Source organism: Ensifer adhaerens (assembly GCF_001270265.1).
In the GTDB taxonomy this organism is placed as follows: Bacteria; Pseudomonadota; Alphaproteobacteria; order Rhizobiales; family Rhizobiaceae; genus Ensifer; species Ensifer adhaerens_B.
Genome location: NZ_LGAP01000012.1, coordinates 111,686 through 132,736, shown reverse-complemented (window position 1 = coordinate 132,736; position 21,051 = coordinate 111,686). Strand labels below are relative to the sequence as shown.

Annotated in this window: 17 protein-coding genes and 1 pseudogene; 12 read left to right on the top strand and 6 right to left on the bottom strand. The window is 62.0% G+C overall.

All coding sequences use genetic code 11. The features are described 5' to 3' along the window. The first annotated feature begins 349 nt into the window (after nt 1–349). From urtA to urtE, 5 genes are all read left to right on the top strand, one after another. Nucleotides 350–1,642 (top strand): urea ABC transporter substrate-binding protein, encoded by a 1,293-nt coding sequence (urtA, locus tag AC244_RS18675; protein ID WP_053250318.1) that lies wholly within the window; start codon nt 350–352, stop codon nt 1,640–1,642. 186 nt (nt 1,643–1,828) lie between these two features. Next, on the top strand, nt 1,829–3,445 hold the full coding sequence (gene urtB, locus AC244_RS18670; RefSeq protein ID WP_053250317.1) for an urea ABC transporter permease subunit UrtB: 1,617 nt from the start codon (nt 1,829–1,831) through the stop codon (nt 3,443–3,445). After that, nucleotides 3,442–4,605, top strand: coding sequence for an urea ABC transporter permease subunit UrtC (urtC, locus tag AC244_RS18665; RefSeq protein WP_053250316.1), 1,164 nt, complete (start codon nt 3,442–3,444; stop codon nt 4,603–4,605). Before urtB ends, urtC begins: the two co-directional genes overlap by 4 nt. Nucleotides 4,606–4,610: 5 nt before the next feature. Then, the gene (gene urtD, locus AC244_RS18660; RefSeq protein ID WP_053250315.1) at nt 4,611–5,375 is read left to right on the top strand and encodes an urea ABC transporter ATP-binding protein UrtD; all 765 of its coding nucleotides are present in this window, start codon (nt 4,611–4,613) and stop codon (nt 5,373–5,375) included. Between the two features lie 40 nt (nt 5,376–5,415). Next, nucleotides 5,416–6,111, top strand: a complete 696-nt coding sequence (gene urtE / locus AC244_RS18655; RefSeq protein ID WP_053250314.1) for an urea ABC transporter ATP-binding subunit UrtE — start codon at nt 5,416–5,418, stop codon at nt 6,109–6,111. A gap of 8 nt (nt 6,112–6,119) precedes the next feature. Here urtE and AC244_RS18650 read toward each other — a convergent pair whose 3' ends face one another. From AC244_RS18650 to AC244_RS18635, 4 genes are all read right to left on the bottom strand, one after another. Then, the gene (locus AC244_RS18650; protein WP_053250313.1) at nt 6,120–7,373 is read right to left on the bottom strand and encodes an LVIVD repeat-containing protein; all 1,254 of its coding nucleotides are present in this window, start codon (nt 7,371–7,373) and stop codon (nt 6,120–6,122) included. A 69-nt stretch (nt 7,374–7,442) separates the two neighbouring features. Then, nucleotides 7,443–8,486 carry a substrate-binding domain-containing protein gene (locus AC244_RS18645; protein WP_053250312.1) on the bottom strand — a complete coding sequence of 348 codons (1,044 nt, stop codon included), beginning with the start codon at nt 8,484–8,486 and terminating at the stop codon, nt 7,443–7,445. Between the two features lie 32 nt (nt 8,487–8,518). Beyond that, the gene (locus AC244_RS18640; protein WP_053250311.1) at nt 8,519–9,541 is read right to left on the bottom strand and encodes an ABC transporter permease; all 1,023 of its coding nucleotides are present in this window, start codon (nt 9,539–9,541) and stop codon (nt 8,519–8,521) included. Nucleotides 9,542–9,545: 4 nt separating this feature from the next. Beyond that, nucleotides 9,546–11,021 (bottom strand): sugar ABC transporter ATP-binding protein, encoded by a 1,476-nt coding sequence (locus AC244_RS18635; RefSeq protein ID WP_053250310.1) that lies wholly within the window; start codon nt 11,019–11,021, stop codon nt 9,546–9,548. 352 nt (nt 11,022–11,373) lie between these two features. On the opposite strand from AC244_RS18635, the gene AC244_RS18630 reads away from it, so the two are divergent. The 3 genes from AC244_RS18630 to AC244_RS18620 all read left to right on the top strand — a co-directional run bounded on the left by AC244_RS18630 (nt 11,374) and on the right by AC244_RS18620 (nt 14,493). Next, nucleotides 11,374–12,417 (top strand): substrate-binding domain-containing protein, encoded by a 1,044-nt coding sequence (locus AC244_RS18630; protein WP_053250309.1) that lies wholly within the window; start codon nt 11,374–11,376, stop codon nt 12,415–12,417. 252 nt (nt 12,418–12,669) lie between these two features. After that, nucleotides 12,670–13,128, top strand: coding sequence for an RrF2 family transcriptional regulator (locus AC244_RS18625; RefSeq protein ID WP_053250308.1), 459 nt, complete (start codon nt 12,670–12,672; stop codon nt 13,126–13,128). A 138-nt stretch (nt 13,129–13,266) separates the two neighbouring features. Next, a complete protein-coding gene (locus AC244_RS18620) occupies nt 13,267–14,493 on the top strand; it encodes an acyl-CoA dehydrogenase family protein (protein ID WP_053250307.1) in 1,227 nt (408 codons plus the stop codon). Between the two features lie 400 nt (nt 14,494–14,893). Here AC244_RS18620 and AC244_RS18615 read toward each other — a convergent pair whose 3' ends face one another. Next, complete coding sequence (locus tag AC244_RS18615) at nt 14,894–16,291, bottom strand: LLM class flavin-dependent oxidoreductase (RefSeq protein ID WP_053250306.1); 1,398 nt, start codon at nt 16,289–16,291, stop codon at nt 14,894–14,896. Nucleotides 16,292–16,375: 84 nt separating this feature from the next. Further along, on the bottom strand, nt 16,376–17,593 hold the full coding sequence (locus AC244_RS18610; RefSeq protein ID WP_053250305.1) for an SfnB family sulfur acquisition oxidoreductase: 1,218 nt from the start codon (nt 17,591–17,593) through the stop codon (nt 16,376–16,378). 390 nt (nt 17,594–17,983) lie between these two features. Here AC244_RS18610 and AC244_RS18605 point away from each other — a divergent pair, with 390 nt between their 5' ends. The 4 genes and pseudogenes from AC244_RS18605 to AC244_RS18590 all read left to right on the top strand — a co-directional run bounded on the left by AC244_RS18605 (nt 17,984) and on the right by AC244_RS18590 (nt 20,761). Beyond that, complete coding sequence (locus AC244_RS18605) at nt 17,984–18,370, top strand: hypothetical protein (protein WP_053250304.1); 387 nt, start codon at nt 17,984–17,986, stop codon at nt 18,368–18,370. Between the two features lie 211 nt (nt 18,371–18,581). Next, a pseudogene (locus AC244_RS18600) lies at nt 18,582–18,989 on the top strand (LysR substrate-binding domain-containing protein); the annotation flags it as partial. Between the two features lie 94 nt (nt 18,990–19,083). Then, a complete protein-coding gene (locus AC244_RS18595; protein WP_053250302.1) occupies nt 19,084–19,572 on the top strand; it encodes a GAF domain-containing protein in 489 nt (162 codons plus the stop codon). A gap of 58 nt (nt 19,573–19,630) precedes the next feature. Next, nucleotides 19,631–20,761: an NAD(P)-binding domain-containing protein gene (locus AC244_RS18590; protein ID WP_082366913.1), complete on the top strand. Its 1,131-nt coding sequence runs from the start codon at nt 19,631–19,633 to the stop codon at nt 20,759–20,761. Nucleotides 20,762–21,051: the final 290 nt, after the last annotated feature.

Sequence of the window (21,051 nt, the reverse complement as noted above, 5' to 3'; positions counted from 1 at the left end):
GGGCCTCACAGCTGGAGAAGCGCCCAGTATGGAGCTCTTGCTGGTCAACGGCATCCGCGCAAACGCCTTGTCAGCGTCCCGGTGCCCCCTTACACGCAGTTTCGGGATCCGGGGTGTCTAAGCTGCTGGGTTGCCACTGCAAATGGTCCGGAGCCATTTTGGGATTACTTTGGAGTCCATTTTCGTTGCCACGAGCCAAACGTGGTTGCTTCTAACATCCTCTTTGCCCCCTCGACCTACGTAGAATGACGTATGTGCAGTGCAGCAGGACTGGCGGATGATCCCTCAAGCAACGGTCAAAAGGAACGAAGCCTCGTTGCGGCGAACAGAACGAGAGGGGTTCAATCAGATGAATATCAAGGCACGCGTCACCGGCGCTTTGCTGGCAACGGTCCTGTCGACGACGGCATTCAACGGCGCTTTTGCGGCCGACGACACGATCAAGGTCGGCATTCTGCATTCGCTGTCGGGCACCATGGCGATCTCCGAGACGACGTTGAAGGACGCCATGCTCATGCTCATCGACGAGCAGAACAAGAAGGGCGGCCTGCTCGGCAAGAAGCTTGAAGCCGTCGTCGTCGATCCGGCGTCCGATTGGCCGCTCTTTGCCGAAAAGGCGCGCGAGCTCGTTTCCGTCGACAAGGTTTCGGCTGTGTTCGGCTGCTGGACGTCGGTGTCGCGCAAATCCGTCCTGCCGGTGTTCGAGGAGCTAAATTCGATCCTGTTCTACCCCGTGCAGTACGAGGGTGAGGAAAGCCAGCGCAACGTCTTTTACACCGGTGCCGCCCCGAACCAGCAGGCCGTTCCGGCCGTCGACTACCTCATGGAAAACGAAAGCGTCGAACGCTGGGTGCTGGCGGGCACAGACTACGTCTATCCCCGCACGACAAACAAGATCCTCGAGGCCTATCTCATCTCCAAGGGCGTGAAGCCCGAGGACATCATGATCAACTACACGCCCTTCGGTCATTCCGACTGGCAGACGATCGTGTCCGACATCAAGAAATTCGGTTCCGCAGGCAAGAAGACGGCCGTCGTCTCGACAATCAACGGCGACGCGAACGTGCCGTTCTACAAGGAACTGGCGAACCAGGGCGTCAAGGCCGAGGATATCCCGGTCGTCGCCTTCTCTGTCGGCGAAGAGGAACTGGCCGGTCTCGATACGTCGCCGCTCGTCGGCCACCTCGCCGCCTGGAACTACTTCCAGTCGGTCGATACGCCTACCAATGCCGAGTTCATCAAGACCTGGAAGGCCTACACCAAGAACGACAAGCGCGTCACCAACGACCCGATGGAAGCCCATTACATTGGCTTCAACATGTGGCTGAAGGCTGTCGAGAAGGCCGGCACGACCGATACGGACGCGGTGCTCGACGCGATGATCGGCGTCTCGGTGCCCAATCTCTCGGGCGGTTATTCGACGATGATGCCGAACCACCACATCACCAAGCCGGTGCTGATCGGTGAAATCCAGAGCGACGGCCAGTTCGAGACGGTCTGGGAAACACCCGGCCTCGTGGTCGGCGACGAATGGTCCGACTATCTGCCCGACTCCAAAGACCTGATCGCCGATTGGCGCGCGCCGATGTCCTGCGGCAACTTCAACGTCGCCACGGGCAAGTGCGGCGGCAAGGGCTCCTGATTTCATCACCTAGCGATAGTTTCGGATCGTGGCCAACGCCTCGCTCCCCATTGAATGACGAAATCATAGGCAGGCATACCCTTCGCCCAACGCTCCCGTTGGGCGAAGGGATCTCGAAATTCCATGCCGCGATGGCGGCGCCTGCCTTGCGCTCGCCGCGGGCAAGCGAGACCAAGCGAGAGGGCGATGTATCGCATTCTGCAAACCCTGTTGATCACCCTTTGCCTGCTGGTTTCAGCCCATGTCACGGGCCTGCGCGCGGCGGACGATCTTGGTGCGCTCGTCAGTGCGCTCGGAACGGCCAAGCTGGCAGAGCTCGACGATCGCATCGCCGCGCTCGCCAAGAGCGGTGATCCACGCGTCATCCCGGTCCTCGAGGCGCTCGGCGAAGGCAATCTCTACGCGCGAAAGGCCGATGGCGGCGTGTTCCTCACAACGGAAATGGGTGCGAGTCTTGTTCTCGTCGATCCGCTTGATGGCGCGCAACTCGGCGAAGTGCCGAAAGGCGAGCTGCAGAAAATCAAGGTCAACAACGCCGTCCGGCGCGCGGTTCGAAGCGCACTCGGCGGCCTGACGCTTTTCAGCGCCGATGCGGGCGCAAGGTTGAAGGCGGCGCAATCGATGCGCCAAACCCCGAGCGCCGACGCGCTTGAGGCGATCGAGACGGCGCTCGCCGCCGAAAAGGACGTGACGGTGCGCAAGACGCTCGACGAGGCGCGCGCGGTAACGCTTCTGGTTTCCGACCGCTCCGACGACGACAAGCGCGCGGCCATCAAACTGCTGGCGGAAGGCGGTGGTCGCGAGGCGCTTGGTGCGCTGAGCTCCGCGCTCTCTTCGGCGGATGCGAGCCTGAAACCGGATATCGAAGCCGCGCTTCAGCGCATCGAGCAGGCGCAGGCATTCTGGAACGCTGGCCAGAACGTCTGGTACGGGCTATCGCTCGGTTCTGTGCTTCTGTTGGCGGCGATCGGCCTTGCTATCACCTTTGGCGTGATGGGCATCATCAACATGGCGCACGGCGAGATGGTGATGCTCGGCGCCTATACGACATTCCTGGTCCAGGATGTTATCCGCGGCTCCTATCCGGCGCTCTTCGACTGGTCGCTCGCGATCGCCTTGCCGCTTGCCTTCCTCGTCACCGGGGTCATCGGTCTTGCCATCGAGCGCAGCGTCATCCGCTTTCTCTACGGCCGGCCGCTCGAAACGCTGCTGGCCACCTGGGGGATTTCGCTGATCCTGCAGCAATCGGTCCGCTCGATCTTCGGGCCGACCAATCGCGAGGTCGGCAACCCCTCCTGGATGGCGGGCGCCTTCGAACTCGGCGGTCTGACGATCACCTGGAACCGGCTCTGGATTATCGTCTTTGCGCTGGCCGTCTTTGCCGCCCTGCTGTTCCTGCTGAAACGGACGTCGATGGGCCTGAGGATGCGGGCCGTGACCCAGAACCGCCGCATGGCCTCGTCCATGGGCATCCGCACCCCTTGGGTCGACGCCCTAACCTTTGCACTTGGTTCCGGCATCGCCGGCATGGCAGGCGTCGCACTGTCGCAGATCGACAATGTCTCGCCCAACCTCGGCCAGGGCTACATCATCGACAGCTTCATGGTCGTGGTCTTCGGCGGGGTCGGCAATCTTTGGGGGACGCTGGTTGGCGCGTTTTCGCTCGGCATCCTCAACAAGTTCCTCGAGCCCTATGCGGGCGCCGTTCTCGGCAAGATCCTCGTTCTGGTGCTGATCATCCTCTTCATCCAGAAGAAGCCGCGCGGCCTCTTCGCACTCAAGGGAAGGGCGGTGGAAGCATGATCACGTCGTTTCTGCTCAAATCGCTCGATCGCAGTATCGTCGTCGTCGTGGCGATCCTGCTGGGTCTTGCCATCGCCATTCCGGCCCTCAATCTGCTGACGGCGCCGGATCACCCGCTGCACGTGCCGACCTTTCTGGTTTCGCTGTTCGGCAAATACCTGACCTACGCTTTGCTGGCGCTAGCGCTCGATCTGGTCTGGGGCTTCTGTGGCATCCTCTCGCTCGGCCATGCCGCGTTCTTCGCGCTCGGTGGTTATGCCATGGGCATGTATCTGATGCGCCAGATCGGCGTGCGCGGCTCCTATGGCAATCCGCTGCTGCCGGATTTCATGGTCTTTCTCAATTGGAAGGAATTGCCCTGGTTCTGGCAGGGCTTCGACATGTTCTGGTTTGCGGCATTGATGGTGGTGCTGGTGCCCGGGCTGCTCGCCTTCGTCTTCGGCTGGTTTGCCTTCCGCTCGCGGGTCAACGGGGTCTACCTCTCGATCATCACCCAGGCGATGACCTATGCGCTGCTGCTTGCCTTCTTCCGCAACGACATGGGTTTTGGCGGCAACAATGGCCTGACCGACTTCAAGGACATTCTCGGCTTCAACATCCAGGCCGACGGCACGCGGGCCGCCCTTTTTGCCGCATCCGCCCTGACGCTCGCCTTATGTCTGGTGCTGACGACGGCGATCGTCCGCTCGAAATACGGCAAGGTGCTGGTCGCCGTGCGGGACGCGGAAAGCCGCACGCGTTTTCTCGGCTACCGTGTCGAGCATATCAAGCTCTTCGCCTTCACCGTCTCGGCGATGATGGCGGGCATTGCCGGCGCGCTTTACGTGCCGCAGGTCGGCATCATCAATCCCGGCGAGTTCGAGCCCGGCAATTCCATCGAAGTCGTCATCTGGACGGCGGTCGGAGGGCGCGGCACGTTGATCGGGCCGATCGTCGGGGCAATCCTGGTCAATGGCGGCAAGAGCATTTTCACCGCCGCCTTTCCGGAATTCTGGCTGTTTGCGCTTGGCGGACTGTTCGTCTTTGTCACGCTATTCCTGCCGAAAGGCGTCGTTGGCACGGCAAGCGCCTATCTCGCCCGCCGCAAGGCTCACCGCCGGGCGGCCGATGCCGAAAACGCGCGCGACAACCTTGTCGCTGAACCCATGGCGGCGGAGTAATTGCCATGAACCAGACCATCAGCCAGACGAAACCGAAAAGCCTTCTCTATCTCGATGGCGTCTCCGTCTCCTTCGACGGGTTCAAGGCGCTCAATTCGCTCTCCTTCGTGATCGAGCCGGGCGAGCTTCGCGCCATCATCGGACCGAACGGCGCCGGCAAGACGACGATGATGGACATCATCACCGGCAAGACGCGGCCCGACGAAGGGCAGGTCTTCTTCAAGGGCGATATCGATCTGACCCAACGCGACGAAGCCGAAATCGCCTCGCTCGGTATCGGTCGCAAGTTCCAGAAGCCGACGGTCTTTGAAAGCCACACCATCTGGGACAATCTGGAACTGGCGCTCAACCGCAGCCGCGGTGTCTTCCCGACGCTGTTCTATCGCCTGACGGTGGACGACAAGGCGCGGATCGAGGAGATCCTGTCGACCGTTCGGCTCAGCGCGCGTCGCGATGATCTTGCCGCCAACCTGTCGCATGGACAGAAGCAATGGCTGGAGATCGGCATGCTGCTTGCGCAGGAGCCGGAACTGCTATTGGTCGACGAGCCGGTCGCGGGCATGACCGACGCGGAGACAGCCGAAACGGCGGTCCTGCTCAAGGAGATCGCCAGGACGCGCTCGGTCGTCGTCGTCGAACACGACATGGGTTTCATCCGCGAGCTTGGCGTCAAGGTCACCTGTCTGGCCGAAGGGTCGGTGCTTGCCGAAGGCTCGATCGATTTCGTCAGCAGCGATCCAAAGGTGATCGAAAACTATCTCGGCCGCTGACAACGGCTGCTCGCCAACCGCCTAGGGAAAGGACGCCTCCATGCTGAGCGTCGAAAACGTCAATCTCCACTATGGCGCCGCACAGGCGCTGCGCAATGTCTCGATCGGCGCCGAGATGGGCAAGATCACCTGCGTGCTCGGCCGCAACGGCGTCGGCAAGTCAAGCCTGCTCAGGGCCATCACCGGGCAGCATCCGGTCAGCGCCGGTTCGATCGCCTTCAATGGCGTGACGCTCGGTGGAATGGCGCCCTATCGCCGTGCCAAGGAGGGCATCGGCTATGTGCCACAGGGGCGCGAGATCTTTCCGCTGCTGACCGTCAGGGAGAACCTGGAGACCGGCTATGCGCCGGTCAAGCGCGCCGACCGCTCGATCCCGGAGGACGTCTTCAACCTTTTCCCCGTGCTTCGCTCGATGCTCGGGCGCCGTGGCGGCGATCTCTCCGGCGGCCAGCAGCAGCAACTGGCGATCGGGCGGGCGCTCGTCACGCGCCCGCGCATCCTGGTGCTCGACGAGCCGACCGAGGGGATCCAGCCGTCGATCATCAAGGATATCGGCCGGGCGATCCGCTATCTCCGGGATTCCACCGGCATGGCGATCCTGCTGGTCGAGCAATATCTCGATTTCTGCCGCGAGCTCGCGGACCATGTCTACATCATGGACCGCGGCGCCGTGGTGCATGAGGGACCGCCGGAGACGCTGGATACTTCTGAGGCCAGACGTCACCTGACGGTCTGACCTCTCACTCAACCACCATATTCGATGATGGCCAGCCCGGCATTGTAATCGGTCGCATAGATGATGCCGGCGGCGTCGACGAAGACATCGGCTGACTGGATGACGCGGGGACGCCCCGCGCGTCGGTCGGTCATTTCAGTCGGTCCGGCCGGAACGAGTGCACCGGTCTCGCGCGGGCGGTAGGGGTCGGTAATGTCGAAGGCGCGGATGCCGGCGTTCTGCCAGGTGGCGAAGATCAACGTCTCCGAAACGAACGAACCCGGCCGGTTTTCGTGCAGGTTGTGCGGCCCGAAATGCCCGCCCTTGGCGACGTAGTCGACTTCTGAAGGGATCGGGAACGTCGAGATGCTGACCGGGTTGGACGGCTCGCGAATATCGAAGATCCAGGTATGCTTGCGGCCGTCTTCCTCGTGATCGAGCACGGCCTCGTCGGCGACGACAAGCAGATCGCGGCCGGGCAGCGGCAAGGGCGAGTGCGTTCCGCCGCCAAAGGGGGGCGACCAGTTGCGGTGGGCAATGAGCTTCGGGTTGGCGTGATCCTTGATATCGAGAAGCGTCAGGCCGCCGTCTCGCCAGCAGGCATAGGCGGTGTCGCCCGAAACAAGCGCATGATGCAGGGCGTAGCGCTTGCCATCCGGCGCGGTCGAGACTTCTCCCGCCGCCTTGTTCATCCCCGGCAGCCACCAGCGGCCGACGATTTCAGGCCTGGTCGGATCGGCCATGTCGATGGTGACGAAGATGTAGTCGGTAAAGCCGTCGAACAATGCAGACGCATAGGCATAACGACCGCCGACATACCAGAGGCGATGGAAGCCGACGCCCTCGATATTCAGTTCGCCGATCTTGCGCGGGCGGTCCGGAACAGAGATGTCGAAGACCGACATGCCGGCGCTCCAGGCGCGTTTGCGGCCGCTGCCGGCGACGGTGTCGCCGACGGACTTGGTGTAGTAGGTCTTCTCATCCGCGAAGGTCTCGACATCGGCAAACAGATCGAGCGCATTGATGACGAGCAGCAGGTCATCATGGGTCTGCAGATGGATATTCCAGGTGTTGGCCGGTGCCGGCACATAGGTCACGGCACCCGGCCTTTTCGGGTCGCGCACGTCGACAATGGAAAACCCTTGCGACCAGGGATGGGCGACATAGGCGAAGCCGCGATGCACCATCAGCTGCAGTCCATCGCCGCGCCCGCCGATCGGCGAATGGCCGATCAGTTTCATGTTGCTTGCAAAGTCGGGCGTGGGAAGGTCGATGCCGCTCATGGTCTTTCCTGTTTCAGTTTGTGAAAAAGCGCCGCGCGGATCGGCGCGGCGCCTCAATTTCAGTCGCGATCAATTGGTGGCTGAGGGGATCCACTCGGCGGTCGCCGCATCGCTCTTGCGGAAGGCCGGGAATTTTTCCTGCAGGTCCTCGATCGTCTTGATCTCGCCCTTGGCGAGATCAAGACGGGTGACGAGCGTCGGTTGTAGCAGCACCGACGGGCCGGGGAACTGGCCGGCGATCGCAAGGGAAACGGCGCGCACCGAGACTTCGCCGACGACGGCGGCGTTGGTTGCAGCTGTCGCCTGCCAGGCGCTATCCGGCTCGTTCATCAGCTGGATGTCGGCGGTCGAGATATCGACGCCGTAGATCTTCACTTTGCTGGCAACACCCAGTTCGTCGATCGCAAGCTTGACGCCCTTGGCGAACTCATCCCAGGGGGTGAAAATGACAGAAATATCCGGGTTGGCGGTCAGCACCGCCTTGGTCTGGTCGGCGACCGAGGCCGGGACCGTGTCGTTGACGACGCCCCAGGTGGCCTTTTCCGTCAGGTTGTGCTTGGCGACGAAGTCCTTCCAGACACCGTAACGGCGGTCGAGCGGCGCAAAGCCGGCGACATAGACGGCGCCGCCGACGAAGCCGTCGCCCTTGTCCTTGACGGCCTGCTCCAGCACCAGGCGGGCCATGTCCTTGTCGCTCTGCTCGATCTGCGGGATCTGCGGATTGTCGAGGTTGACGTCATAGGCGACCACCTTGATGCCGGCGTCGAGCGCCTTCTGGGCCACGTCTTTCAAGACTTCCGGGCGGCCATTGTTGATGATGATGCCATCGACGCCGAGGTTGATTGCCTGCTCGATGAGGCTGCGCTGGGTGTCGTTGTCGTTGCGCGCCTGCGAGACCGTCAGGTTGACGTGAAGCGCGTCCGCCTGGCGCTTGACGCCGGCCTCGAAAGCCTGCAGCCAGTCGCCGCCGCCGAGGAAGCTGACAACAGCGATGTCGATATCGCCCTTGTCGAACGGAGCCGGAGCACCGTCGATGCCGGCCGAAAGGGCGGGGGCAGCCATCAGCGAAGCGGCGACAAGGCCGCCGAGAATGGTGCGCGTCAGGTGTTTCATGGTCAGTATCCTCACTCTGTTTGAATGGATGATCAGCGCGCCTGGCTGCGGCCAAGGCCGTAGGTGAGCGCCAGCGCTCCGACGAGCACGGCACCCTTGACGAAGTCCTGGGTGTAATAGGGGGCATTCAGCATCGTCAGGCCGTTGAGCAAAAGCCCGACGAACACGGCGCCGACGATGGTGCCGAAGACGTTTGGGCGGCGCAGGCCGAGAACGGCAAATCCGATCAGCGCCGCGGCAACCGAATCCATCAGTAGCGAGGCGCCGGACGAGACGTCGCCGCGGCCGACCCGGGCAGCGACGATGATGCCGCCGAGCGAGGCGAGCGTGCCGGAGAGCACATAGGCAAGCGTCTTCAGGCGCGGCACCGAGGCGCCGGCAAGCCGGGTCGCCAGTTCATTGCCGCCGGTGGCAAACAGCAGGCGGCCGAGGCGGGTGCGCTCCGTCAGCACGAACAGAATGAAGGCGACAAGCGTCATGATGACGACCGGCGCCGGGACGATGCCAAAGAAGCTCGACCGCCCGATCAGGAGGAAGGCCGGGTCGTAGGCGCCTTTAGCCGTCGAGCCGTCGGGCAGGATCAGCCCGGCGGAGATCGAGCGCCCGGCGGTCGGTATCAGTTGCAGGCCGGTCAGAAGAAACATCATCGCCAGCGTCGCCAAAAGGTCGGGCACACGCAGGCGCACGATCAGAAACGCATTGACGAGGCCGACAAGCGCTCCGAACAGCAAGACCAGCGGCACGGTCTCGTAGACGCCGAGACCCCAGACGATCATCGCGTAGCTCGCCGCCATGACGCTCGAGGCGGCGACTGCGCCGATCGAGAGATCGAAGCCGCCGACGGCGAGCGTGACCGTGACGCCTGCGCCAAGGATGGCGACGACGGAAACGGCTTGGAGAATGCTCATCAGATTGGTGACGTTGATATAGGCGGGCTGTGCGAGCGCAAAGCCGGCGACCATGACGATGAGCAGGATGAAGACGGCGCTGGCGCGGATGGCGGCGCTGACGCGTTCGCCCATCGGGTTTTGGCTTTCGGTGTTGAGGGTGGTCATCCGGTCAGGCCTCGATTGCTTCAGCCGACCGCTCCGCTTGCGGAGCCGGCGTCAAAGTGTGGTGGTCGATGATCAGAATCCGGTCGGCGACTTCCAGCGCCTCTTCCGGGTCCGAAGTGGCGATCAAGGTGGCGCGCTTGGTGTTGGCGCGGATCGCGGTGATGATGTCGTGGCGAGCGCCGACGTCGACACCCTGGAAGGGTTCGTCGAGCAAAAGCACGCGGCTCGGCTCGGCATTCCAGCGGCCAAGGATCACCTTTTGCTGGTTGCCGCCGGAAAGCGACGTCATCGGCGCCTCGGGTCCGCTTGCCTTGATGCCCAGGGTATCGATGGCGCGCTGCGCTTCCTGCTTTTCGCGTGCGCCAAGCAGGAAACCGAGCGGATACCACTTTGCCAGATGAGGCAGGCTGACCGTCGGTGCCAGCGTGCTGCCCGGCCAGTCCGACGGCATCAGCGAAGAGCGGTGCCGGTCTTCGCCGGCCATGAAGATACCCGCTTCAATCGCGGTGGCGGGTGTGGTCGGACGATAGGCTTTGCCGTCGAGCCGCATCGTGCCCGCTGCAGGCGTGCGCGTGCCGAAGATCGCCTGCAGCAACCGGCTCTTGCCCGCACCCAGCACGCCGGTGACGGCCACCACTTCGCCCGCGTGAAGCGCAAGGTCGAACGGGGTGCTGCCGGCAACGAGCTGAACACCGGCCATCTCCAGCACCGGCGCGCCATGGAAGGAGCGCGCATTCGGGCGGGCCGCGCGCAAGGGGCGCCCGATCATCGTCTCGACGGCGCGATCGAAGTCGATCGGCCGGCCGAATTCTCCAACGACGGTGCCGCCGCGCATGACGACGGCGCGGTCGGCAAGGGCATTGAGATCGGCGATGCGGTGCGAAATGAACAGGATCGCCAGGCCCTCGTCACGAAGACGCCGGAGGATCGTGTAAAGCCGCTCGGATTCTCGTCCCGAAATGCTCGCCGTCGGCTCGTCCAGGATCAGCAACGACGCCCGGCGCGACAGGGCGCGCGCAATGGCCACGAGTTGCCTGTCTGCTGCGGTCAGGTCTGCGAAGTCTCGGTCCAGCGGCAGCTCGAAGCCGGCATTCTGAAGCATCTCTGCCGCCCTGCGGCGGACAGCGGAGCGGCTAAGGAAGAAAGGTGCCGAACCATCGGCATAGGCATGCAGCAGCAGCGCGTCGGCGACGGATAGCCCCGGCGCGCCGACGCGCTCGGTCGACTGATGGACCGTGACCACACCGGCGTCCGTCGCTTCTGCCGGGGAGCAGGGAGCATAGGGCCGCCCGGCAAGGGTCATCGTTCCCTGATCTGCTGCCAGCGTGCCGGCGAGCACATTGACCAGGGTCGATTTGCCGGCGCCGTTCGCGCCCATGAGCGCGACGATCTCGCCCGAGCGAATTTCCAGGGAGGCTCCGGCAAGCGCCTTCGTCGGCCCGAAAGCGTGGGCAAGTCCGTAGATGCGGAGGAGGGGCATTGCTAAAACCAATTCGTCACTGCGCTGCGATACTGCGGAAAAATATGCATTTTCAGTAGAGAAAAATAGCGCAACAAACGAAAGCCGGTGCCAAACATACGCTAATATGTCGCAAAAATATCCCAAGCCAGCGCAATAATCGGAATTTCTATCCGGGCGCTGTTGATCGTCGTTTCAGGCAGGACGGGCCGCCGCACAACTTCTGCTGTTCGATCGGCGGTTGCGAGCAAGGCGTTCCTCTCATGCCCGCAGGATTGGAACGCCTTTATTGTACATAAAAAACGTAGATTATACCATGACGTCGACGGCTGAATGGTCAGCTGCAAGGGTTGAGATCAACAGGAGGTCGACAATGCGGTGCAATTTGAAGCGCGCGACGATAGCGCTCATGGCTTTGGGGTTTGCGGGCGGTGCATCCGCCGCAGGGCTGGAGGGCGCGCCGGCGCCTTTCGACAAGGGCGGGGTCAAGGTGGCGCTGATTTCCTATATCTTTTCCGGTGATTTCTTCCAGGCCTATCAGGCCGGTGCCGAGGCGCAGGCCAGGGCGCTCGGTATCGATCTGCGCGTATTTCCCGGCAAGCAGAATGCGGCGGAGCAACGCGAGCAGGTCCAGCAGGCGATCAATCTCGGCGTTCAGGGCATTGTCGTCGACCATGGTCTGCCGGAATCGCTTAGCGATGTCGTGCAGCAGGCTGTCAATGCCGGCGTGAAGGTGGTGGCCTTCGACGTCAATCTGAACAATCCTGATGTACCGCAGGTCGAGCAGAGTGACCATGAGCTGGCGCGACTGGCACTGGAGCAGGCAGTCAAGGACAATGGCACGAGCTTCAATGCCGGTTACGTCTATGTCGCGGGTTTCGCGCCGCTCGACCGCCGCAATGAGGTCTGGGACAAGTTTAGGGCGGACAACCCGGGCGTGGTTGAGAAGACGCGCTTCGGCAATGTCAGCGACACGACTGCAACGAGTACGGCCGACCAGGCAAAAGCCGCCTTTGCGGCCAACCCGGATATATCAGTCGTCTTCGCGCCCTATGACGAGTTCGCCCGCGGTGTGAAGCTTGCCGCCGCCGATCCGGGCATTGCCGACAGGCTGAAGATCTATTCGGCCGATGTTTCGACCGCCGATATCCAGGAAATCGTCGAGGAGGGCAGCCCTTGGGTAGCGACCGTCGCGACCAATCCCGCCGTCGTCGGCGCCGTCTCGGTCCGTGCGGTTGCGCTTAGGATTGCCGGTCAGGATGTGCCGAAACAGATCCTGGTCAAGCCGGTGCTTTTAACGCAAGAGGCGCTGCGCCAGGCGGGCGTGAAGACGATCGAGGAGCTGGCGGCAAAGGTTCCGGCTTTCAGCGCAAGCGATGCCGTGACTGCCGATTGGATCCCTGCGAAGCTTTTCTGACGTTGCCGGACTGTCGGTGACGAGGGGGCAGTCGGACAAAAGAGCAAATCGTTGCTGGTCTGCCTTGAATTCGACAATAAAATTCACAAAATCTATGCAGAAACTTACGTAATTTCTTGAGAATGGCCCGGTTTGGGTGTATGGCATCCTAAGCGAAACAGTGCGGCCGTCACAACCCGTTGCCTCCGGTGATACCTACGTCGGTGCGGAACGGACTTGTGGCGGCCTTTGTCTTCAGGAAAGCGAAGTGCAATGTTGACCAAGAAGGGTAAATACGGGCTGAAGGCTCTTGTCGACCTGGCTCAACTGGAGCCCGGCGAAACCGCCTTCATCACTGAAATCGCCACCCGCAACAATATTCCGAAGAAATTCCTCGACGCGATCCTGCTCGAGCTTCGCAATGCCGGGATCCTGCGCTCGAAAAAGGGGCCGGGCGGTGGCTATTCGCTTTCCAGGCCGGCGTCCGATATTCGCATCGGCCAGGTTATTCGCACCCTTGACGGGCCACTGGCCCCGATCCGCTGCGCCAGCCGGACGGCGTTCGAAGCCTGTGACGACTGTTCCGACCCGGTCAACTGTCACGTGCGCAAATCGATGAGCGACGTGCGCGATGCCGTGGCCTCGATCCTCGACAATATGACGCTGGCACAGTTTGCAGCCAACGACAACGCGACCGAGATCGTGGCGCTGAGAGACGTGGAAGCCGGCTGACCTTCTTGAGGTCAACCGCTGTCTTCGCGGCCACGGCGGGTAGGACATTCCCGCTTGCGGCTCCGAGTTGAAATCCGTTTGCTGTTATTGTCTATAGAATAAATGCACTATTTCGCCTCAACCAATGGAGAGAGGCGAATGAGCAACGTGCATTTCCTCCGGGAACCCGAACCGGCCAATACCGAACAGCAAGAAAAGCGCCAGCATCTGTATGCGCAGGCGAGCGAACTGTCGGGTGAGCTTGCCCGACGTGGTGCCGAGCTCGATCGCCTCGGCTTGCCGCCGCGCGACGAAATCGAAGCGTTGCGTCGGGCGGGACTGCTGTCGGCACTGCACGCACCTGAAGTCGGTGGCGCTGGCTTAAGTTGGGTGGACGGGTTGCGTCTCGTCCGGATCATATCGCGCGGCGAGAGCTCGATCGGCCAATTGCTCGGCTACCACTATGTCAACAGCCAGTATGTCTACTGGGCGGCGGCCGATCCGAACCAGGCTTGGGTGCTCGGCGCCGAAACGGTCGAGCGGCAGCTCTATTGGGGTGCGGCAGTCAACCCGCGCGACCCCGGGCTGGTGCTGGAGCGGCGCGGCGGCCACTATGTGCTCAACGGTCGCAAGACGTTTTCGACTGGCGCGCACGTATCGGATCGCATCAACGTCAATGCGACGCTCGGCGGCAAGATCGCTAATTTCGTCGTGCCGACGGATCGACCGGGTTATGTCGCCCATGACGATTGGGACAATATCGGCCAGCGCCTCTCCGACAGCGGCAGCGTCGAATTTCGTGACTTTCCCGTCTACGAGCGTGACTTTATCCTGCCGCTTGCGGACCCCTTCGATCCGCCTCCGGTACAGGCGACGTTCAACACGCCGTTGATCCAGCTGGTTTTTGTCAATTTCTATCTCGGAACCGCGGAAGGTGCGCTGGCTGCAGCGCTCGACTATATCAAAACCACGACGCGACCCTGGATTACCTCGGGCGTGGCACGTGCCAGCGAGGACCCCTACATTCTCGAGCGTGTCGGCGAATTGCAGGCTGCCTTGAAAGCATCCGTGGCTTTTGCCGATGTGGCGGCCGGCGCTGTCGAGGCTGCGCTTTCGAAGGGGCGGTCCGTGACGGAGCGCGAGCGTGGGGAGGCGGCGCTTGAAGCCTATGCCGCCAAGGTCAATGCCACCCATGTGGCGCTCGATGTGACGGCAAAGGTGTTCGAGTTGATGGGCGCACGCGCCACTGCGGCCCATTATGGCTTCGATCGCTATTGGCGCAACGTTCGCACCCACACCCTGCACGACCCTGTGTTTTACAAGGCGCGCGAGGTTGGCGATTTCACGCTGAATGGCCGGATCCCACCGGTGAGCCTTTATAGCTGACCGACATGCCGCAATGCCCGATCGAAGACCCATCGGGCTTTGGCAAGCGAAGAAGAACGCCCGGGCCTTTCCGGGCGGCCAGCCCGCTGACGGGGCCGGTCGGCGCCACATTGATCGGCGTCTGTTTTATTCTCTCCGTCATGCTCGGGCTTGACCCGAGCATCTATCTGCCTCGATCCTTCGAGTTCAGATCACCTTTCTCGCCATGGACGCACCGCGCCTGGATCCTCGGGTCAAGCCCGAGGATGACGACGAGAGCGGCTCCAAAAGAGAGGCCTGCTATGTATGCTTAGTCACCATTGTACTCGACCCAGGCCCTCGGCTCGACCCTAGTCCTCGGGCCTGACCCGAGGATCCCGTCGCCCCCAGCCTGTGGGTGGTTTTCTGCCGAAAGTTGTTCCTATGCGGAAGCCACGACCGCTTGCCTTTTCCCGGCGAGCTCCCGGTAACCTGCACCGGGATGGGGTGCCATGAGCCTCGGGCCGTTGCCGAACAGCTTTTCGCGCAGCGTGCCTTCGCGATAGGCGGTCTTATAGACGCCGCGCTTCTGCAGTTCCGGCACCAGCAGGTCGACCGCATCCTCGAAGGTCTCGGGCGTGACGGCATAGGCAAGGTTGAAGCCGTCGACATCGGTATCCTCGACCCACTCCTGCAAGAGATCGGCGACCGTTTGCGGCGAGCCGACGAAGACGGGACCAAAGCCGCCGATGCCGACCCAGTTGGCCATTTCGCGCACGGTCCAGACCTTGTCCGGGTCGATCGTCGTAAAGGTTTCGACCGCCGACTGGACAGCATTGGTGTAGCGATGGCGGAGCGGTTCGTCCGGCGCGAACTGGCCGAAATCGATGCCGGTCCATCCGGAGATCAGCGCCAGTGCTCCTTCATAGGAGACATGCCTGCGATATTCGTCGAACTTCTTCTTCGCGTCCGCGTCGGTTTCGCCGAGGATCACGGTTTGCAGATTGAACGTGAGCAGATCGCGCGGATTGCGCCCTGCGCGCTCGGCCGCGTCGCGGACATTGGCCACGTATCGCTTCAGAACCGTTTTCGAGGGGGCCGCGACGAAGACGCACTCCGCGTGGGCACCGGCGAAATCCTTGCCGCGACTGGAGGCGCCTGCCTGGTAGAGCACGGGCGTGCGCTGCGGCGACGGCTCGCTCAGGTGGATGCCCGGAACGGTGAAATGGCGTCCGTGGTGGCTGATCGGATGAACCTTGCCGGGCTGGGTGAAGATACCGCTTGCCCGGTCGCGCACGACCGCACCTTCTTCCCAGCTACCTTCCCACAGCTTGTAACAGACCTTGAGATATTCTTCCGCGATATCGTAGCGATCGTCGTGCTGTGTCTGCTGTGCCTGGCCGATATTGAGCGCACCGCTGTTGAGATAGGACGTGACGATATTCCAGCCGACGCGGCCCTTGGTCAGGTGGTCGAGCGTCGAGATCCGTCGCGCAAAGGTGTAGGGGTGTTCGAACGACAGCGAGGCCGTGAGCCCGAAGCCCAGATGTTCCGTCGCGTGCGCCATGGTCGGCACCAGTTGCAGCGGGTCGTTGACGGGAACCTGGGCGGAATGGCGGAGTGCGGCGTCGAGATTGCCGTTCAGCACATCGTAGACGCCGAGCACATCGGCAATGAACAGGCCGTCGAACTTGCCGCGTTCCAGTGTCTTTGCCAGATGCACCCAGTAGTCGAGATCCTTGTAACGCCAGGACTGGTCGCGCGGATGCGTCCAAAGACCTGGAGATTGATGGCCGACACAGTTCATGTCGAAGGCATTCAGCCGGATTTCGCGGCTCATATCCGTCTCCTCGTGGAAATCTGCATGCACGCCCCCAGGAGATCGGTGCCGATCTCCTGGGGAAGGGCGGCTTCTGGGCAAGGGTCAGAGCGCGCCGTTCTTCGGCGGCGCGACGCCATTCAGGTGATAGTTGCCGACGACGTGATACTTCCAGCGCACCGGGTCATGCAGCGTGTGCGTGCGGGCATTGCGCCAGTGGCGGTCGAGATTGAGGCCTATGCGGGTGGATGATGTGCCGGCAAGTTCGAACAGGCTGTTGGTGGCTTCGAGCGCGATTTCGGTCGTCAGCACTTTGGCGGCGGCGACGGCGAGTGTCGCCTCGATCACGCTCTCCTCGGTGCCGTTGATCTGGGCGATGTCGACCTTCTTGCCAGCGCGCTCGACAATGGCGGTTGCCGCCTCAAGCCGGATTGCAAGCTGTCCGACGCGGGCGATCGTCAGCGGGTCGTCCGCCGCCCGCTCGACGCCGCTATCCATCCAGGGGCGGGCCCGGTTGCGCACGAAGTCGAGCGTCTCGACAAAGGCGGCGCGTGCGATGCCGAGATCGATGCCGGCATGGATAATCTGGCCGACAGACCCGATGGTCGTCGGACGTTCGAAGCCGCGATGATGGCGCACGACCGCGTCGGCCGTCACGTAGACATTCTGCAGCACCGTGGTGCCGCTGCCTGTGGTGCGCTGTCCGAACCCGTCCCAGTCGTCGATGATCTGCAGGCCGTCAGCGCCGCGCGGCACGAAGGACATGGTGAGCTTTTCGTCCTGATCGAGCGCGAACACGACGATCCATTCGGCAAAGAGCACGCCGGTCGAATAGAACTTGCGGCCGTTGAGGCGATATCCGAGACCATCAGGCGTCAGGCGGGTCGCATAGTCGCCGATGGTCTTCGTGTCCTTCTCGGAAAGCGCGTTGCCGAAGCGGTCGCCGGCAAGAGCGCGGCCGAAGAAGAACTTCTTCTGCTCTTCCGTGCCGTCGGTGCGTAGCGCCTCGAGGATATAGAAATGGTTCTGCGGGATCTGGCCGATCGAACTGTCGGCTTCCGACAGGATGGCGGTGATCTCCGCCAGCACCGCGTTGGAAACGTCGATGCCGTCATAGTCGGAGGGCACGGTGATTGCGAGCAGGCCGGATTGGGCAAGGGTGTCGAGCTCGTCGAAGGGCAGGATCCGGTCGGTATCCCGTTCGTTTGATCGTTTGGCGAATTCGCCCGCGAGGTCCCGGGCGATCTCCAGCGCCTCTTCCTCGCTTCCGATCCGGTGTGCCGAGAGCTTTGTCTTCTCGGAAAGCTGCGAGATCGTCCCCATGTGATTGCTCCATGTCGATAGTGGCGCATATCTGTGAATTATCTGGCGTCTTCAGGTAAGATCGTATATTCTATGGAATATATGGATATTAGTTTTTCGTTCCTCTTTCTTTAGCGAACATTCGGAATTGTGAGGCCGATGCTGCGGAATGAGGCACGAAATAGCTGCCGATCGGGCATGAGGCAGTCGCACCAAGACTGTCGTCTTGGAAAAATTTCAAAAAACTTGCCAGTCGGTTGGAACCATTGCTGCGTTTTTGCATTTCGCCATGGCCTGCAGTCTACCGATTGTGTGGTCGTCAAAGTACCGGCCACACGGCACGATGACAAATACATGCTGACAGAATTGGCCATTCGCGTTTCCCGGCCTTAACCACTGAAGGAGACACAAATGACGAATTTGCTGCCCGCTCTTCATGAAGGGCATGCCTCCATCATCCTGCAGAATCTCTTTAGAGATGCCCTTGAGGCCTATGATGATTGGGGCGAGGGGATGCCTGAACCCGTGGTTTCGTTTGAAGGCAAGTTGCTGCCGATCAGTATCGCCTTCGACTGGATGAAACCTTGCACCGACATCATGCCGGCAAACATGATCGGCATCGTCACCGACGGGTTGAGTAAACCCTGGAGTGGCGACGGCCCACTCGATGAAATGACGTTTTCGACGGCGGCGCGCGTCATGTCCGTTCTGACCAAACGTCAGTTGCGTCGTTATGGCCGCGGCTCGATCGAGGTCTTTGCCGAACGCTTCAAGCCATCGCTGCGCGTCGACGTCTGATCGACGACAAGGCAGCCTGAACAAGCCGGAGAGCGCAAGCGTGCTCTTCGGCAGACGCATCCATATATTCTTCCGGTCCATCGGCGCATTGCGCACCCGTGCGATCCGTCGCCGCAAGGAGCCTGTCCGCCCGCTGCCGTAGAATCCGGCTTCCTAGATCCGTCGCCTTTTCGTAAACACGAAGGAGAAGACGGCAATGGGATGGATGCGGGGTCGGCATGTCTGCGTTATGGCGAAGAACCATCCGTTGACCGCGCTCGACCCCGTCACCCCGAAGGAGCTCAGAGGCACACCGCTGATCCTGATCGGCCGCCGCCGGCCGACGCGGGTCATGCTCGACGAGATCTTTCGAAAGGCAGGCGTACCGCAGAAGGTCAAGATCGAGACGCACAGCAACAGCTCGGCCTGCGCCTATGCCGCCCATGATCTCGGCGTGGCGACCATCAGCAGCTTCTTCGCCAACCTGCATCGGCACCTGCCGATCGAGATCAGAAGCTTTTCGCCGCACCTGACCCAGGACTTCGGTGTCGCAACCGCCGCAGGCGTGCCGCTGTCGATTGCGGCGCAGGCGATGATCGATTGCCTCAAAAGACAAGTCGCCGCTTCGCAGCAGCCGTGAGCACCTAATTCGTCGGGGCAGATGCGCTGCAATTGGCAAAATGTCGAGCGTGACACTACATTGCCTGTCCACGCGTTAAGAGAGTGAAGAGATCATGTTCCAGCCAGCGGTCATCGACACAGGCGACAAGGCCGAATTCTACAGGGAATTGGCGCAGCAACTCGAATCCCTGCTGCATGGCGAGCCCAATATGATCGCGAACGCGGCCAACACCTCGGCGCTGATGTACCAGGCGATGCCTGACCTCAATTGGGCCGGCTTCTATTTCCTCGATACCGATGACGAATTGGTGCTCGGGCCATTTCAGGGCAAGCCTGCCTGCGTGCGCATTCCTGTCGGCCGCGGCGTCTGCGGCACGGCTGTCAAAGAAGGGCAGTCGATCCTCGTGGAAGACGTTCACGCCTTCCCGGGCCACATCGCCTGCGATGCGGCGTCCCGCTCCGAGCTCGTCGTTCCTGTCCGACGCCATGGCCGGGTGATCGGTGTCATCGACCTCGACAGCCCAGAACCCGCGCGCTTCGACCGGGACGATCAGGCCGGCATCGAAAAACTGGCGGCGATCTTTGCTGCGGCGATTGGTTGAAGGCCGCCGCCGTGGATGATCTGGCAGGGAACGATCGGCTTTCGAATTTGACCGCGCGATGACGGAGATCCAGCATCCCTTTCCGCCCGCCGTCGAGGCCGAAACGCATGCGCGCGTGGCCCGCAAGATTGATATCGTCGTCATCGGTGCCGGACAGGCGGGCCTGTCTTCGGCCTACCACCTGAGCCGGCTCGGGCTGTCGCCTCAGATGCAATACGTCGTTATCGACCGATCGCCACTGCCGGGAGGCGCCTGGCAGTTTCGCTGGCCGTCGCTGACGCTGAGCACCGTCAACGGAATTCACGATCTTCCCGGCATGAAGTTTGCCGACGCCGTCGACACCAGCAAAGGTGAGGTCCATGCGGCGGTTGCCGTGCCGCAATATTACGGCGCCTACGAAAAGGCGTTCGACCTTCCCGTGCGCCGCCCGGTTGCCGTCAAGGTCGTGTGCAAGCGAGGTGAAGGTTTCAGGGTAGAGACGGACGCCGGCGTCTATGCCGCGCGTGGCATCATCAACGCGACCGGCACATGGGAGTCTCCCTACATTCCGCCCTATCCGGGAGCGGACCTTTTCAAGGGGCGCCAACTGCACACGAAGGATTATCAAACCGCCGAGCAGTTTGTGGGGCAACACGTGCTGGTGGTCGGCGGCGGCATCTCCGCCATCCAGCTGCTGGATGAAATATCCCAGGTCACATCGACCACATGGGTAACGCGCGAGGAGCCGGCGTTCCGTGACGAGCCGTTCACGCCTGAGGTCGGACGCGCGGCTGTTGCGATGGTCGAAAACCGTGTCCGCCGCGGTTTGCCGCCGGGCTCGGTCGTCTCCGTGACCGGCATTCCGGTGACGCCGGCGATCATGGCCGCCCGTGCGCGCGGTGCACTCGATCGCCAGCCGATGTTTGCCGGGATCACTGAGCACGGCGTGCGCTGGCAGGACGGGCGCGAGCAATCCGTTGATGTCATTCTCTGGAGCACCGGCTTTCGAAGTGCGCTCGATCATCTGGCACCGCTGCAGCTGCGCAATGCCGACGGCGGCATCCTGATGGCTGGCCGGCTTGCGACACAGGTGGCAAAGGACCCGAGAATTCATCTGGTCGGTTACGGCCCCTCGGCGTCCACCATCGGTGCGAACCGGGCAGGGGGTGCTGCCGCCCACGAGCTCGCCGATTACCTTCATCTGCTTTAATGCCCGCTGCTACGATCCCTTCGGAGTTGACGGTCGAGGTGGGCATAGCGTGTGCCAGACATATGCATCGGCTCTTCACGGCGCCGACCTTCGCGCAATGCGTTCAATGGATGCGATCTGCGATATCAGACTAAAATTCCGCTTGAGCCGAACCTTGCGTCATACCTTAAGCACGATTCCCGAAGGCGCTATGAAGAACCAACCGTCGGGCAAAGGCGAGCAAGCTTTTCAGACCCTTGATTCCGAGGCTTTGTAACTTTTATTTGCGATGATAACTTTTTTTCGTTACG

Coding starts and splice junctions, on each gene's coding strand:
- AC244_RS18635 (WP_053250310.1), bottom strand. CDS start 11,021: ATGCCCCTCCTCCGCATCTACGGACTTGCCCACGCTTTCGGGCCGACG.
- AC244_RS18590 (WP_082366913.1), top strand. CDS start 19,631: ATGACGGAGATCCAGCATCCCTTTCCGCCCGCCGTCGAGGCCGAAACG.
- AC244_RS18620 (WP_053250307.1), top strand. CDS start 13,267: ATGAGCAACGTGCATTTCCTCCGGGAACCCGAACCGGCCAATACCGAA.
- AC244_RS18610 (WP_053250305.1), bottom strand. CDS start 17,593: ATGGGGACGATCTCGCAGCTTTCCGAGAAGACAAAGCTCTCGGCACAC.
- AC244_RS18650 (WP_053250313.1), bottom strand. CDS start 7,373: ATGAGCGGCATCGACCTTCCCACGCCCGACTTTGCAAGCAACATGAAA.
- AC244_RS18640 (WP_053250311.1), bottom strand. CDS start 9,541: ATGACCACCCTCAACACCGAAAGCCAAAACCCGATGGGCGAACGCGTC.
- AC244_RS18625 (WP_053250308.1), top strand. CDS start 12,670: ATGTTGACCAAGAAGGGTAAATACGGGCTGAAGGCTCTTGTCGACCTG.
- AC244_RS18605 (WP_053250304.1), top strand. CDS start 17,984: ATGACGAATTTGCTGCCCGCTCTTCATGAAGGGCATGCCTCCATCATC.
- urtD (WP_053250315.1), top strand. CDS start 4,611: ATGAACCAGACCATCAGCCAGACGAAACCGAAAAGCCTTCTCTATCTC.
- urtA (WP_053250318.1), top strand. CDS start 350: ATGAATATCAAGGCACGCGTCACCGGCGCTTTGCTGGCAACGGTCCTG.
- urtE (WP_053250314.1), top strand. CDS start 5,416: ATGCTGAGCGTCGAAAACGTCAATCTCCACTATGGCGCCGCACAGGCG.
- AC244_RS18595 (WP_053250302.1), top strand. CDS start 19,084: ATGTTCCAGCCAGCGGTCATCGACACAGGCGACAAGGCCGAATTCTAC.
- urtB (WP_053250317.1), top strand. CDS start 1,829: ATGTATCGCATTCTGCAAACCCTGTTGATCACCCTTTGCCTGCTGGTT.
- urtC (WP_053250316.1), top strand. CDS start 3,442: ATGATCACGTCGTTTCTGCTCAAATCGCTCGATCGCAGTATCGTCGTC.
- AC244_RS18645 (WP_053250312.1), bottom strand. CDS start 8,486: ATGAAACACCTGACGCGCACCATTCTCGGCGGCCTTGTCGCCGCTTCG.
- AC244_RS18630 (WP_053250309.1), top strand. CDS start 11,374: ATGCGGTGCAATTTGAAGCGCGCGACGATAGCGCTCATGGCTTTGGGG.
- AC244_RS18615 (WP_053250306.1), bottom strand. CDS start 16,291: ATGAGCCGCGAAATCCGGCTGAATGCCTTCGACATGAACTGTGTCGGC.